The following is a 12,954-nucleotide window of genomic DNA, read 5'->3' on the forward strand; positions in this document are numbered from 1 at the left end:
TAGCCCGATATTTGGCCGCGCGACAGGGTATAAGCGGCCGATGCGGACATGGCAGCATTAGCGGTGATGAGCACCCGTCGTGAACTGCCGCAATCGCCCTATCTGGCTGCCGCCACCGGCCGCACCCCGGACCGGACCCCGGTGTGGATGATGCGGCAGGCCGGCCGGTCCCTGCCCGAATACCGCGCCCTGCGCGCCACCCACACCATGCTCTCGGCGTGTTTCAACCCCGAGCTGGTCTGCGAGATCACCATGCAGCCGGTGCGCCGTCACGGCGTCGACGCCGCCATCTTGTTCTCGGACATCGTGGTGCCGCTCAAGGCCGCCGGGATCGATCTGGACATCGTGCCGGACGTCGGCCCGGTGATCGCTCACCCGATTCGCACCCCGGATGACGTCGAGGGCATCAAGCCGCTCGAGCCGCATCAGGTGGCGCCGGTGGCGGAGGCCATCGGCCTGCTCACCAGGGAACTGGGCGACGTGCCGCTGATCGGTTTCGCCGGTGCGCCGTTCACGCTCGCGTCCTACCTCGTGGAGGGCGGCCCGAGCCGTAACCATGAGAAGACCAAGGCCATGATGCTCGGCGAATCGGCGACGTGGCATGACCTGATGGAGAAGCTGACCGACCTCACCATCGAGTTCCTGAGCGCCCAGCTGGCCGCCGGCGTCGACGCGATCCAGCTGTTCGACTCCTGGGCCGGCACCCTGTCACTCGCCGACTACCGGGACTACGTGCTGCCGCACAGCTCCCGCATCTTCGCCGCCCTGAAAGACCACGGCGTCCCGATGACGCACTTCGGCGTCGGCACCGCCGAGTTGCTCGGTGCCATGGGCGAGGCCGGCGCGACGGTCGTCGGCGTCGACTGGCGCACCAATCTCGTCGACGCCGCGCACCGGGTCGGTCCGGGCAAGGCGCTGCAGGGCAACCTCGATCCGGTCGTGCTGCTGGCGGGCTGGCGCGTGGTCGACGACGCCGTCCGCCAGGTGGTCGCGGACGGGCGCCGTGCCGTCGAGGCCGGTGCCGCCGGGCACATCTTCAACCTCGGCCACGGTGTGTTGCCGTCGACCGATCCCGGTGTGGTCACCGAAGCGGTGGCGCTGGCCCACTCGCTGTGAGTCTGTAGATGAGTAAGACGTATTGCGTTGTCGGCGGCGGCATTTCGGGTCTGGTCGCGGCCTACCGGTTGCGCCAGGCCGACCCGGGGGCACGCATCACGATCTTCGATCCGGCCGACCGGCTGGGTGGTGTCCTGCGCACCGAACGGCTCGCCGGTCAGACCCTGGACGTCGGCGCCGAGGCCTTCGTGGCCCGCCGGCCCGAGGTCACGTCGCTGCTGAAAGAACTGGGCCTGCGGCAGGTCGGCACCACCGGCGTGCGCCCGTTGATCTACAGCGGCGGCCGGTTGCACCCGATGCCCGAGGGCACCATGCAGGGCATCCCAGGGCCCGGCGCGAACCTGCGCGGCCTGGTCGACGACGCGACACTGGCGCAGATCGCGAGCGAGCCGAACCGACCCCTCAGCTGGCAACCGAATGCCGACCCGACCGTCGCACAGTTGGTCGGTGACCGGTTCGGCGCCCAGGTGGTGACCCGGTCGGTCGACCCGCTGCTGGCCGGCGTCTATGCCGGTTCGGCCAAGACCATCGGCATCCGCAGTGCGGTGCCCGCGCTGGCCGCCGCGCTCGATCGCGGTGCCCCGAGTCTGACGGCCGCGGTGGCCTCGGTGCTGGCCGCGGCGCCACCCACGAGCGCCTCGGTGTTCGGCGCGGTTGACGGCGGGTACGGCGTCCTCCTCGACGAACTGATCCGGAGGACCGGCGCCCAGTGGGCGCAGGTCGGTATCGAGGCACTGGATTCAGTGGGCCGGGCCTGGCAACTGCGTGACGACGAGAGCAAGTATTGGTCGGCCGACGCCGTGGTGCTGGCGCTGCCGGCGCCGCGCGTGGCCAAGCTGCTCGAGAACATCGCCCCGGGCAGTGCGGCCATGGCGCGGTTGATCCCCATCGCGTCCGCGGCAGTCGTTGCCCTCGCGCTGCCCGGCGGCACACCGCTGCCGCAGCAATCCGGCGTTCTGATGGCCGCGGGAGAAGCGTTGCATTCCAAGGCGATCACCCTCACGTCGCGCAAGTGGGGACGCGGCGGCAACGTCGAGCTGTTGCGGTTGTCGTACGGCCGGTTCGGTGACGATCTGGCCCGCAACGTCGGCGACGACCGGCTACTGGCGTGGTCGCTGGAGGACCTGCGGGCGCTGTTCGGGATCACCGCCGAGCCGGTGGACTACCTGGTGCAGCGCTGGATCGACGCCATGCCGCAGTACGGTCCGGGTCACCTCGAACTGGTCGACGAGCTGCGCGCCGGGCTGCCGACGGGACTGGCCGTCGCGGGCGGCTATCTGGACGGTATCGGGGTACCCGCATGTGTGGCGTCGGGAACCCGCGCGGCCATGGAGGTGGTCGGTGGCGGCGTTCCGCGATAGGGCACGATAGACGCATGGCCAAGCTCGACTACGACGCCCTCAACGCGGTGACCCGGTACATGATGATCTCGGTCTTCGCCGTGCAGCCGGATGAGCTGCCGGCGGACGAGAAGTCGCGGGCCGGCATCGCCGCCGAGACTGCCGCGTACCTCAAGAAGCGCGAAGACGCGGGCGTCGTCGTCCGCGGGCTCTACGACGTGGCGGGCTTCCGGGCCGACGCCGACTTCATGATGTGGACCCACGCCGAGCGCGTCGAGGACCTGCAGGCCACCTACACCGGCTTCCGTCGCACCGCGCTCGGTGCCGCCACCGAGCCCGTGTGGAGCGCCGTCGCGCTGCACCGTCCGGCCGAGTTCAACAAGAGCCATCTGCCGGCGTTCATCGCGGGCGAGGACCCGGGCGACTACATCTGCGTCTACCCGTTCGTGCGGTCGCTGGATTGGTACCTGCTGCCCGACGACGACCGTCGCCGCATGCTGGTCGAGCACGGCATGGGTGGCCGCGAGTACCCCGATGTCCGCGCCAACACCGTGCCGGCGTTCGCGCTGGGTGACTACGAGTGGATTCTCGCCTTCGAGGGTCCGGACCTGGCCCGCATCGTCGAGCTGATGTGGAAGCTGCGCTACACCGACGCGCGTCGCCACGTCCGCGAGGAGACGCCGTTCTTCACCGGTCCGCGGGTCGGCATCGAGCAGCTGGTCGCCAACCTGCCCTGAACGAGTCAGAGGTCGGACTCTGCGGTCACCCGCCCAGCGGCGACAGCGTCGCGCAGCGCGGTGAAATCGCGCTCGTTCTGGTCGGCGTAGGCCTCGGCGAACCGGGTCAATGCGGTATCGGCAGCGTCGCTGCTGCCGAGGTAGGCGGCGATCGCGATGCGATCGCCGGTACGGGAGTGGGCCCGGGCCAGCGCGTGGGCGCAGGCCCGCCCGTAGTCGGCCAGCAGCTTCGGGCTCGATGTCTGCACCGACACCGCACCCTTCCAGTCGTGGAGCTGGCGGACGTAATAGTCGGCCTCGTAGCCGTCCGGCCCGACGGCGTGCAGCCACCCGAGCAGGATGTCGCTGCTGGCCTGCATCAGCCGTTGCCCGACCGAAACCCGTTGGGCGGCATTCGCATACGCGCTGGCGCCGACGAAACGCTCCAGGACCGAGGGCTGGGCCTCCTTCATCTGCAGCAGCAGCGGGTCGCCGCTGTCGCGCCCGGTCAACAACACGATCCACGCCCGCAGACCGACGCTGCCGACGCCGACCACCTTGCGCGCCATGGTTACGTAGTCGAACCGCTCGATGAGGGCCCGCCGGCTGTCTTCCAGGCTGTCGCGGTAGCGCTGCATGAACGGTGTCATCTGCTGCTGGTACTGACGGGCCCGGTCGGCGCCGACCAGTTCTTCGATGGGGACCACCAACGGCGGTCGGCTGATGAGCCGGCTCTGGCCGTCGACCGTTTCGGTCAGCTTGGCGACGGCCTGGAGACTGTCATGGGCGCGGGCCTTGGCCGCGGTCTGCTGGATCTCGCGGGCGAACTTGGTGTCGACGCTGTTCTGCAACTCGGCGTCCACGGTGGTCTGGGTGTACCAGGCCGCCAGTTCGCCCATGCCGGCCAGCTCCTGCATGCGGGTGCGGTAGCCGCTGACGCAGCTGCGGACAACCTCTGCGCGGGCGTCTGCTTGAAAGCCGTTGTCCCGGCCGGCGATTGCCAGACTCGCCACCAACCGCTTCACGTCCCATTCCCACGGCCCGGGCAGGGTCTCGTCGAAGTCGTTGACGTCGAACACCAGATTGCGTTCGGGTGAGCCGAACAGGCCGAAGTTGCACAGGTGGGCATCGCCGCACAGTTGCGCGGTCAGTCCGGTGTGTGGGCCGGCCGCCAAATCTGAGGCCATGATCAGGGCCGCGCCACGATAGAACGCCAGTGCCGAGGTCAGCATCCGGCCGTATCGGATGGGGACGAGGTCGGCGATCCGGGAGGTCGCCTGCGACTGCAGCAGAGCCACCGGGTCGGGCCGGTCGGCGGTGATGTGGACGTCGGCCAGCGCCGCTCGGGGCAGCCTGGCGCGGGCGGCTCGCCCGGCGTCGCGGCGTTCCTGCACCGACTGCTTCATCAGCCGACCGCGGTCCCGAACAGCAGGCCCAGCACGTACGTCACCGCGGCCGCGCCGTAGCCGATCATCAACTGGCGCAACGCCCGTCGCAGCGGCGGACCGCCGGAGAGTAGGCCGACGATCATGCCCGTGGATAGCAACGCCAGCCCGACCAGGACCGCCGAGACGACGACGGCGGTGATGCCGGTGAGCCCGAACAGGTAGGGGAGCACGGGGATCAGTGCGCCGGACGCGAAGAACAGAAAGCTGGACACCGCGGCGCGCAAACCGGTGCCGACGGCTTCGTGCTTCTCGCTCGACACCTCGCCCAGCGGCGAGTCGGCCATCGCGCCCGCCCGCAGGCTCGCGAAGACGTCGGCGGCGCGGGCGGCCGCGTCCTCGGGGCTCATCCCGCGGGCCCGGTACACCAGCTCGAGTTCGTTGGCGTCGACGTCGAGCGCCCGTACGGCGGTGCCCGCCGTGGCGCTGGGTGTCGACGCCTCGAGCAGTTCGAGTTGCGAGTTGACCGAGACGTACTCGCCGGCGCCCATCGACAGGGCCCCGGCGATCAGCCCCGCGAGTCCGGTGGCCAGGATCGTCGCGCTCGACACCCCGGTGGCGCCGATGCCCAGGACCAGCGCCAGGTTGCTGACGAGCCCGTCGTTGGCGCCGAACACCGCGGCGCGGAAGCTGCCCGACAGCTGGTCGCGGCCTCTACTGGCAAGGGCGCGAACAACTTCCATGTGGATGCGCTCGTCGGCGGCCATGGTCGGCGTGGCGTCGACGTCGGTCTCGTACTCCGAGCGCGCTTCGGCCCGTTGCGCCAGCGCGAGGGTGAACACCGAGCCGAGGTGCCGGGCGAGAAACCCGAGGGCCCGGGTCCGCAGGTCGGGCCGATGCGGCTTGCCGACCTGGTCGCCGAGCAGCGTCAGCCAGTGCTTCTCGTGCCGGCCCTCCGCGAGAGCGAGTTCGAGCAGGATGTCGCGTTCGGCGCCCTGACGGCGCTGCGCCAGATCGCGGTAGACGGCAGCTTCGGCACGTTCATTGGCCAGGTGCTGCCGCCACCGCCGCAACTGTGCGTCGGTGGGCTGCGCGACCACGTCTCAGCTCTCGGCCGGAACCAGGCGAAGCGAGATCGAGTTGATGCAGTAGCGCTGGTCGGTCGGGGTCGGGTAGCCCTCGCCCTCGAAGACGTGTCCGAGGTGACTGTGGCAGTTGGCGCACAGCACCTCGACGCGCCGCATGCCGAGGCTGTTGTCGGCCCGCAGGATCACCGCGTCCGAGTCGGCCGGGTCGAAGAACGACGGCCAGCCGCAATGGGAATCGAACTTCTCGGTGCTGCGGAACAGCTCGGCGCCGCAGGCCCGGCACTGGTAGACGCCCTCGGTCTTGGTGTCGGTGTATTCGCCGACGAACGGGCGTTCCGTCCCGGCCTCGCGCAGCACGTGGAACTCGGCGGGAGTCAGTTTCTCCCGCCACTGAGAGTCGGTGAGTTCAACTTTCGGCGGCGGAATGCTCATGCGCTCACGCTACCCGGGGGAGCGGGCTGAGGCTTGGACAACCACAACGGGTCGATGCCCTGGTCCAGCCGGCCGTCCTTCTTGGCGTCGAGGTAGCGGAAGTACAGCACGCAGAACACCACGACGAGCATCAGCGACCAGCCGTAGGTGATCTTGATGTACTCGAGGAACCGGCCGGTCGTCGGCCAGCGCCACATGAGCCAGCGGTCCATGGTGAGGAAGCCGTACACCGCGAGCCAGGCGGGCCAGCTGCGGATGGTCGACCGCGGCAGCACCACCGTCATCAGGAACGGGAACAGCATCATCGAGTAGTAGCCCTGCGCCAGGGACAGCACCAGCCACGAGGTGATCAGCAGGACGCCCGAGGACGTCAGCATCCAGAACAGCTGGTCGCGCTCGCGGTAGTAGCGGTACAGCAGCCACAGGCTGGCGGCGGCCAGCACCACGAAGGCGATGCGCAGCAACATGATCAGCCACATCGGCAGGCCGTAGTAGATGCCGTTGCCGAGCACCGAGCTGTTGAAGTAGTCGCGGGTCTGGAAGATGTACGGCACGGTGTTGCGCACGAAGCCCATGGGGTCGGCCGACAGCGGCCAGGCCACCGCGTTGAAGACGACGGGCACCGCGAACGCGGCGACCAGGGCCCGCCACTGGCGGTTGAGCAGCGGCAGCAGAAGCAGGACGCCGAGCAGTGGCTTGAGAACCAGGGTCAACCCGATGGCGGCGCCGGCCAGCCACTCGTGATTCTTCTTGCCGTCCAGCAGCCAGGTGAAGAACAGCACCTCGGCCAGCAGGATGCAGCCGTTCACGTTGGTGAAAACCAAGGTGTTGGTGACCGACTCGGTGCAGTACATGGCCAGCAGGAGGGCGGGCAACGCCACCGAGGTCAACGAGAACTTGAACAGCCGTACCAGAAGACAGGCGGCGATGATGATCGCCACCGAGTTGATCGCCACGAACCAGAACCGCGACGCGAACTCCGGCAGGAACCCGAACGGCGACAGCAGCAGGGTGCCGCCGGGCGGGTACAGGTAGTGCGGGTCGACGTAGTTGAAGTGCTCGTTGTAGATGGCCCAGTGCCGCCGGAAGTTCGACACCGCGCGGTACACCGGACCGAAGTCGTCGGTGATGTAACCGTTGGTCGTCAGCACATAGCTGCGGTGGATGATCGACACGATCGCGATGGGCCACAGTGCATTGCGGACGATATCCGCGGTGCTCTGCGGGCCGGTGCGGGGACCGAAGACGCTCAGGAGCGATAGAGGGCGCGTCACCACCGAACCCTATAACGGGGTCCTGACGGGCCCGACTAGGCCGGGCAGAACGTGTCGGTGTCGGGCAGCTTGCCGGAGGTCAGGTAGCCCTGCACCGGAGGCAGGGCGCACGTCGTGTAGACGAGGGTGCCGTGGCCGGTGCCCTGCCACATGACGCGGCGGCTGTTGGTGCCCGCGTTGATCGCCATGGCCGCCACGGCCGCGACACCGTCGCCGCCCACGATGGCGTCGTTGTGGGTGCCCAGCAACAGGATCGGCACCTTCAGTTCCTTGGGGGCCGCGGGTGCGGGACTGCTGGGCCAGCTCAGGCACGGCGCCAGGCTCAGCGCGCCGACGGCGCCGAACTGCGGGTACTTCTTGGGCCAGGCCACCAGCAGTTCGCGGACACGGTCCGGCGTGGGGCGGTTGACGGAGTCGTCGCACCGATTGACGAACTGCCCGTCCGTCTGGCGCGTCGCCTCGGCCGTCGCACTCAGCGCGTTGAGCGCGGTCGCGTCGCCGCCGCGGGCCGCGGCCAGCGCACCGGCCAGGGACAGGGTGTTGGCCAGCCCGTCGCCGCGCGGGTAGCCCAGCGCCGTGGTGATCGACTCGACGAGGCCGGCCGTCGAGGCACCGCCGGCGCCGCGTCCGGCGCGGGCGTCGGCCAGCATGCCGTCGATGGCGCCCTTGGGGTCCGGGCCCAGCGGGCAGTTGTTGGCGACGCACTGCGCGGCGAACGCGTCGAGCGCCGCCTGCTGGCCCTTGACGCGCTGCTCGGCCGTGGCTTCGGCCGAGATGCCCAGTGGCAAGGGGGAGTCCAGCACCAGCCGGGCGACCTTGGTGGGGTGTGACGCCGCATAGGCCAGGGCGATCTGGGCGCCGTTGCCGATGCCGAGGACGGCCAGCGCGGGCACGTCCCACGTGCTGCGCAGCCGCTCGAGGTCCTCGGCCGAGTGCGCGTTGTCGTAGGCCGACTCTCCCGGGGCGATGCTGTCGGTGCAGTCGGTGGTGGCCGACGTGGCGACCTTCGCCAGGTTGGCCACCTGGTCGTCACCCGCCAGGAACTGCGCCTGGTCCAGCAGGTCCTGGCGATCATTGCTCGATACACAGCTCAGCGGCCCCGACATGCCCATGCCGCGGCGGTCGACGGCCACGACCGGGCGCGTCTTCAACAGGTCGACGCCGCCGCGCTGCAGCCACACCGGCAGTTGGTGCGACGTCGGGATGTCGGACCCGGTGGTCATGACGATCGGTCCGGCGTCGGCCGGGGTCGTGGCCAGACGGGCCCGGACCACGCCGATGCTGACGGTCCCGGCGGAGCCGCCGAGGGAATCGAGGTCGGCGTCGTAGTCCGAGCACTCCAGGATGACGCCCGGCACGGCGGGAACGGTCGCGTCGCCGAACACCCGGGACGTGCATTCACGCCACGTCAGATCCTTCTTTGGCACGGCGATCGGCGGCGGGCCCTCGGGTGCCTTGGACGTGGTCGCTGCGCCCTGCGGCCGGGCACCGGAGTCGGTGACGTACCGGGGGTTGGCGGCCAGCAGCGGGGCGCATCCAGCCACGACCGTCGACAGCACCACGGTCGACAGGCTCAGGGCCGGGAGCAGCAGGCGGCGACGCATGGCCACCACAGTAGCGATGCCGGTGGTCGGGACCCGTCAGCGGACGTAGCGCGTGTACAGGTAGCCCGCGGTGTCGGTGAGCACGTGGCTGCGGCGCAGCCGGGTGTGTGCCTCGGCGGGCCCGGAGACGATCCGCCGGGCCTGTCCGCCGACGAGGATCGGCGCGATGGTCACGCACATCTCGTCGATGAGGTCTTCCTCGACGAGCATGTTGAGGATTGACGGTCCGCCTTCGGTGAGCACCCGGCGCAGCCCGCGCTCGTCGAGGATGCGGAGCACGACGTGCGGGTCGACGCGGTCGGGTGCGGCGCCGGAGGCGTCGATGACCTCGGCGAGGCCGGTGAATCGCCGGCAGGTGTCGTCGATGCTGTCGCGGCTCGTCAGGACTAGCGGCGGTACTTCGGTGCGGGTGAAGAACTTGGCGTCGTGCGGGATGTCGGCGCTGTGCGTGATGACCGCGATGGGCGGCACTTCGGCCTGGCCGCGCAGCTGACGGGCCTGCCGCTGCGCCGCGGACATCTGGGCGCCGGAGTAGTTCTCGATGCGCACGGTCGCGGCGCCGACCAGGATGACGTCGGCCTGCTGCCGCATGAAACCGAACAGCGCCCGGTCGCCGGGCCCGGCCAGTCCGCCGGCGCGGCCGTCGTCGGTGGCGCCGCCGTCAAGGCTGGAGATCATGTTGGCCCGCACCCACGGCCGGCCCAGGTTCGCGGGGTAGCTGTAGAACGGTGCCAGCAGCGTGTCGTCGCCGGTCTCGCCGCCGGCGGGGAAGGCAGCGCCTACCGCGCTGAGCTCTGTGAGCTGCGTCGCAGCGTCGGGATCGGACACGTGAATCATTGCAACACGCCGCTATGGTGCGTTAATGCCTGGGGCCAGCGAAGTCGCGCACCTGACCGATCGTCATCCGACCGTCACGCCGGAAAGACTGATCGCCGAGCTGGTGCCGCCGCCCACATTCGCCGACGTCAGCTTCGACTCCTACCGGCCCGATCCCAATGAACCGTCGCAGGCCGCGGCGGTGGTGTCGGCGCGCAAGTTCTGTGAAGACGCGATCCGCCAGCGGGCCGGCAAGAAGAAGTTGTTCGGCAAGCGCGAGGCGCTGCCCGGCGTCGGCATGTACCTCGACGGCGGCTTCGGTGTCGGCAAGACCCACCTGCTGGCGTCGACGTACTACACCCTGGCCGGTGCGAACGCCGGCCCGGCCGCGTTCGCGACGTTCGGTGAGCTGACACAGCTGGCCGGTGTCTTCGGCTTCACCGAGTGCATCGAGCTGCTGTCCGACTACGTCGTCGTCTGCATCGACGAGTTCGAGCTCGACGATCCCGGCAACACCACGCTGATCTCCCGCCTGCTCTCGGCACTCGTGGAGCGCGGCGTGTCGATCGCCGCGACATCGAACACCCTGCCCGAACAGCTGGGTGAGGGCCGCTTCGCTGCTCAGGACTTCCTGCGCGAGATCAACACGCTGTCGAGCATTTTCACCACCGTGCGGGTCGAGGGCCCCGACTACCGGCAGCGTGCGCTGCCGTCGGCCCCGGTGCCGCCGTCGGAGGAGCAGGTCCGGTCCTGGGCCGTCGGCGTCGACGACGCCACGCTCGACGAGTTCGACGCGCTGTGCGCGCACCTGGCGACCATGCACCCGTCGCGCTATCACGCGTTGATCGAAGGTGTGCAGCAGGTTTTCATCACCGGCGTGCACGTGGTCTACGACCAGTCCGTCGCGCTGCGGCTGGTGTCGCTCATCGACCGGCTGTACGACGCGGGCATTCCCGTCGTGGCGTCGGGGGAGAAGATGAACACCGTCTTCAGCGACGAGATGCTGGCCGGCGGCTTCCGCAAGAAGTATCTGCGCGCCACGTCCCGCCTGCTCGCGCTGACCCACGAGGGCACTCAGCTGCACGCCTGAGGTCTACAGCGGCCGCACCAACACGTAGTCGCTCTCGGTCCGGGCACCGAGCTGAAACGTCTTGGTGCCGGTGACCTCGAACCCGTGCTTGCGGTAAAAGCGTTGTGCGCGTTCGTTTTCCTGATTGACGCCGAGCCACACGCAGCGGGCGCCGTGCTCCCGGGCATAGGCGACCGACGCATCCATGAGCGTGGCCGCGACGTCGCCGCCGTGGACGTCGGGCAGCACGTAGCACTTGGACAGTTCGACGGCCGGCCGGTCCGGCACCGCCCGCTGCACGTCGTCGTCATCGGCCACCCCGCGAATCAGCATGGTGTAGCCCAGGATTCGCGCCTCGTCGTGCGCGACGAACACCGCGCGCTCGGGATCGCGCAGGTAGTCACCGAACCGATCGGCGGACAGGTTGCCGGCGATGAAGGCCGCGATGTTCTCCGGCGTCGACGACGGTGGGCAGGCCAACGGGAACGTCGCGGCGGCCACGTCGGCGAGTTCGACGAGATCGTCGGTCTGCGCCTGCCGAACCTGCACCGTCATCGGGATCTCCTTGTCCGGAAACACAAAACTGCCCCTGTCCGCACGGGGCAGGGGCAGTTTATGTCTGGACGTATGAGTCTCAGGGCAGCTGGTCGCCCGGCTGCCAGATGTTCCACTGCGCGAGGTGGGTGCCGGTGGCCGGGTTGAGCATGACCACGTTGGTCACCAAGCCGCGGTAGACGTCCCAGTAGACGACGCCGTCGACGGTCGAGCCCGCGGGCGCGCTCAGCAGCTTGAGTTCCAGCGCGTTGGGGTCGTCGGTGTGCTTGGAGGCGTAGGCGTCGGCGTAGGGGGTGACGCCGCTGAACGTGACGCCGTTGGCCATCCAGTGGGGATTGGGCGTCGAGATGACGTGCACGGTGACGTCGGCCTTCCACGGGCCGCCCTGTGCGCGCCAGCGCGGCGAGCCGTTCCAGGTCCAGCCCGGCGGTTCGTCCGACGGCAGCACGTTGTGGACGGTGACGTCCGCGACGAGGCCCTTGTAGTCGACGCGGAGCGTCTGGCCGAGGTTGCCGATGCTCGTCTCAGCCGCCGCGGCGGGCGCCAGCGTGGCCGCCAGCAGGGTCAACGCGCCGAGCAAACCCGCCAGCCAGCGGTAGGTCTTGTTGCCATTCACGCCCGTGCTCATCGCGTCCTCTCCGTTATGACTGCATCGCATGATGGCATACCGCCATCATGACCTCGCCGGAATGGAGTAGATCTCGCCACTCGGCCGAGGCCAGTGGGGCGTTTTGTCCCTGTCAGTGGACACTCACGCGGGCCCGGACTGCTCGCCGGCCGACTGCTGGGCGGCAACGAAGTCGGTGAGCATCTTCTCGAGCTCGGTTTCGAGACGCCCCTTGTCGACACCGAGCTGGTGCAGGGGGCCGTCGGCGTCCTCGGATTCGAGCAGGGCCAGAAGGAGGTGTTCGGTCCCGATGTAGTTGTGCCCCAACCGAAGTGCCTCACGGAACGTCAGTTCCAGGACCTTCTTGGCGGTGCCGTCGAACGGGATCAGAGCCTTGGGCTCGGCAGTGCCGACGGGCACGGCGGCGGCCGTGCGGATCTGGTCGGCGGTGACGCCCTGGTTGCTCAGCAGCACCATGGCCAGTGACCCCGGGTCGGTCAGCAGCCCGAGCAACAGATGGTCGGTGGTGATCTCGGCGCTGCGCGACGTGTGCGCGGCCTGCTGGGCTTCGACGACAGCGGTGCGGGCGCGCGGGGTGAAGCGGCTGAACCCGTCCTTGGGATCCATGGTGTCGAATCGGGGTTCCTTGGGGACGAAGCGTTTCTGAGCGGCTTGTTTGGTGACGCCCATGCTGGTGCCGATGTCGGTCCACGACGCTCCCGAGCGGCGGGCCTGGTCGACGAAGTGGCCGATGAGATGGTCGGCGATGTCGCCGAGGTGCTCGGCGGCGAGCATCGCGTCGGTGAGTTGGTCGAGCGGTTCGGTGTGCACCTTCTTAATTGCCTCGATGAGGTCGTCGAGGCGGACGGTGCCGGCGATCGGATTGGGGGTGGAGGTGTGCGCGGATTCAGCAGATGTAGCCATGCGTCAACCGTAGGTTGACGCATGGCTT

13 protein-coding genes are annotated in these 12,954 nt (G+C 69.2%); 4 read left to right on the forward strand and 9 right to left on the reverse strand.

What is annotated here, in order from left to right:
* Positions 1 to 66 precede the first annotated feature (66 nt).
* From hemE to hemQ, 3 genes are read left to right on the forward strand one after another with little or no spacing between them, the layout of a single operon-like run.
* Positions 67 to 1,116 (forward strand): uroporphyrinogen decarboxylase, encoded by a 1,050-nt coding sequence (gene hemE, locus VXD91_RS12680; RefSeq protein WP_212811667.1) that lies wholly within the window; start codon positions 67 to 69, stop codon positions 1,114 to 1,116.
* Positions 1,117 to 1,124: 8 nt separating this feature from the next.
* Positions 1,125 to 2,477 (forward strand): protoporphyrinogen oxidase, encoded by a 1,353-nt coding sequence (locus tag VXD91_RS12685; protein ID WP_212811665.1) that lies wholly within the window; start codon positions 1,125 to 1,127, stop codon positions 2,475 to 2,477.
* A 14-nt stretch (positions 2,478 to 2,491) separates the two neighbouring features.
* On the forward strand, positions 2,492 to 3,193 hold the full coding sequence (gene hemQ, locus VXD91_RS12690) for a hydrogen peroxide-dependent heme synthase (protein WP_020101812.1): 702 nt from the start codon (positions 2,492 to 2,494) through the stop codon (positions 3,191 to 3,193).
* A 5-nt stretch (positions 3,194 to 3,198) separates the two neighbouring features.
* Here hemQ and VXD91_RS12695 read toward each other — a convergent pair whose 3' ends face one another.
* Genes VXD91_RS12695 through VXD91_RS12720 form a run of 6 tightly spaced genes read right to left on the reverse strand, consistent with a single transcriptional unit; the run spans position 3,199 to position 9,792 of the window.
* Positions 3,199 to 4,578 (reverse strand): DUF2252 domain-containing protein, encoded by a 1,380-nt coding sequence (locus tag VXD91_RS12695; RefSeq protein WP_212811663.1) that lies wholly within the window; start codon positions 4,576 to 4,578, stop codon positions 3,199 to 3,201.
* The gene (locus VXD91_RS12700; protein WP_212811661.1) at positions 4,578 to 5,657 is read right to left on the reverse strand and encodes a VIT1/CCC1 transporter family protein; all 1,080 of its coding nucleotides are present in this window, start codon (positions 5,655 to 5,657) and stop codon (positions 4,578 to 4,580) included. Before VXD91_RS12700 ends, VXD91_RS12695 begins: the two co-directional genes overlap by 1 nt.
* A gap of 3 nt (positions 5,658 to 5,660) precedes the next feature.
* Complete coding sequence (gene msrB / locus VXD91_RS12705) at positions 5,661 to 6,071, reverse strand: peptide-methionine (R)-S-oxide reductase MsrB (RefSeq protein WP_346415688.1); 411 nt, start codon at positions 6,069 to 6,071, stop codon at positions 5,661 to 5,663.
* Positions 6,072 to 6,073: 2 nt separating this feature from the next.
* Entirely contained in the window at positions 6,074 to 7,351 is a 1,278-nt protein-coding gene (gene aftC, locus VXD91_RS12710; RefSeq protein ID WP_212811658.1) for a glycosyltransferase family 87 protein, read from the reverse strand.
* A gap of 35 nt (positions 7,352 to 7,386) precedes the next feature.
* On the reverse strand, positions 7,387 to 8,955 hold the full coding sequence (locus VXD91_RS12715; RefSeq protein WP_212811657.1) for an alpha/beta fold hydrolase: 1,569 nt from the start codon (positions 8,953 to 8,955) through the stop codon (positions 7,387 to 7,389).
* 36 nt (positions 8,956 to 8,991) lie between these two features.
* Positions 8,992 to 9,792, reverse strand: coding sequence for a pyrimidine reductase family protein (locus VXD91_RS12720; protein ID WP_212811656.1), 801 nt, complete (start codon positions 9,790 to 9,792; stop codon positions 8,992 to 8,994).
* 25 nt (positions 9,793 to 9,817) lie between these two features.
* Between VXD91_RS12720 and zapE the strand changes: the two genes are divergently transcribed.
* The gene (gene zapE / locus VXD91_RS12725) at positions 9,818 to 10,861 is read left to right on the forward strand and encodes a cell division protein ZapE (protein ID WP_212811655.1); all 1,044 of its coding nucleotides are present in this window, start codon (positions 9,818 to 9,820) and stop codon (positions 10,859 to 10,861) included.
* 3 nt (positions 10,862 to 10,864) lie between these two features.
* Here the strand turns inward: zapE and VXD91_RS12730 are convergent, their stop codons facing one another.
* The 3 genes from VXD91_RS12730 to VXD91_RS12740 form a co-directional block, all read right to left on the reverse strand.
* Positions 10,865 to 11,395 (reverse strand): GNAT family N-acetyltransferase, encoded by a 531-nt coding sequence (locus VXD91_RS12730; protein ID WP_212811654.1) that lies wholly within the window; start codon positions 11,393 to 11,395, stop codon positions 10,865 to 10,867.
* A 79-nt stretch (positions 11,396 to 11,474) separates the two neighbouring features.
* Entirely contained in the window at positions 11,475 to 12,023 is a 549-nt protein-coding gene (locus tag VXD91_RS12735) for a hypothetical protein (RefSeq protein ID WP_318984426.1), read from the reverse strand.
* 123 nt (positions 12,024 to 12,146) lie between these two features.
* Positions 12,147 to 12,926, reverse strand: coding sequence for a Clp protease N-terminal domain-containing protein (locus VXD91_RS12740; RefSeq protein WP_346415553.1), 780 nt, complete (start codon positions 12,924 to 12,926; stop codon positions 12,147 to 12,149).
* Between the last annotated feature and the right edge of the window lie 28 nt (positions 12,927 to 12,954).

The sequence above is a fragment of the Mycobacterium sp. SM3041 genome, assembly GCF_039668335.1.
Lineage (GTDB): Bacteria > Actinomycetota > Actinomycetes > Mycobacteriales > Mycobacteriaceae > Mycobacterium.

Excerpts from the sequence above, each read along its gene's own strand:
- hemE (WP_212811667.1), top strand. The coding sequence starts at position 67 with ATGAGCACCCGTCGTGAACTGCCGCAATCGCCCTATCTGGCTGCCGCC.
- VXD91_RS12685 (WP_212811665.1), top strand. The coding sequence starts at position 1,125 with ATGAGTAAGACGTATTGCGTTGTCGGCGGCGGCATTTCGGGTCTGGTC.
- hemQ (WP_020101812.1), top strand. The coding sequence starts at position 2,492 with ATGGCCAAGCTCGACTACGACGCCCTCAACGCGGTGACCCGGTACATG.
- VXD91_RS12695 (WP_212811663.1), bottom strand. The coding sequence starts at position 4,578 with ATGAAGCAGTCGGTGCAGGAACGCCGCGACGCCGGGCGAGCCGCCCGC.
- VXD91_RS12715 (WP_212811657.1), bottom strand. The coding sequence starts at position 8,955 with ATGCGTCGCCGCCTGCTGCTCCCGGCCCTGAGCCTGTCGACCGTGGTG.
- VXD91_RS12720 (WP_212811656.1), bottom strand. The coding sequence starts at position 9,792 with ATGATTCACGTGTCCGATCCCGACGCTGCGACGCAGCTCACAGAGCTC.
- zapE (WP_212811655.1), top strand. The coding sequence starts at position 9,818 with ATGCCTGGGGCCAGCGAAGTCGCGCACCTGACCGATCGTCATCCGACC.
- VXD91_RS12730 (WP_212811654.1), bottom strand. The coding sequence starts at position 11,395 with ATGACGGTGCAGGTTCGGCAGGCGCAGACCGACGATCTCGTCGAACTC.
- VXD91_RS12735 (WP_318984426.1), bottom strand. The coding sequence starts at position 12,023 with ATGAGCACGGGCGTGAATGGCAACAAGACCTACCGCTGGCTGGCGGGT.
- VXD91_RS12740 (WP_346415553.1), bottom strand. The coding sequence starts at position 12,926 with ATGGCTACATCTGCTGAATCCGCGCACACCTCCACCCCCAATCCGATC.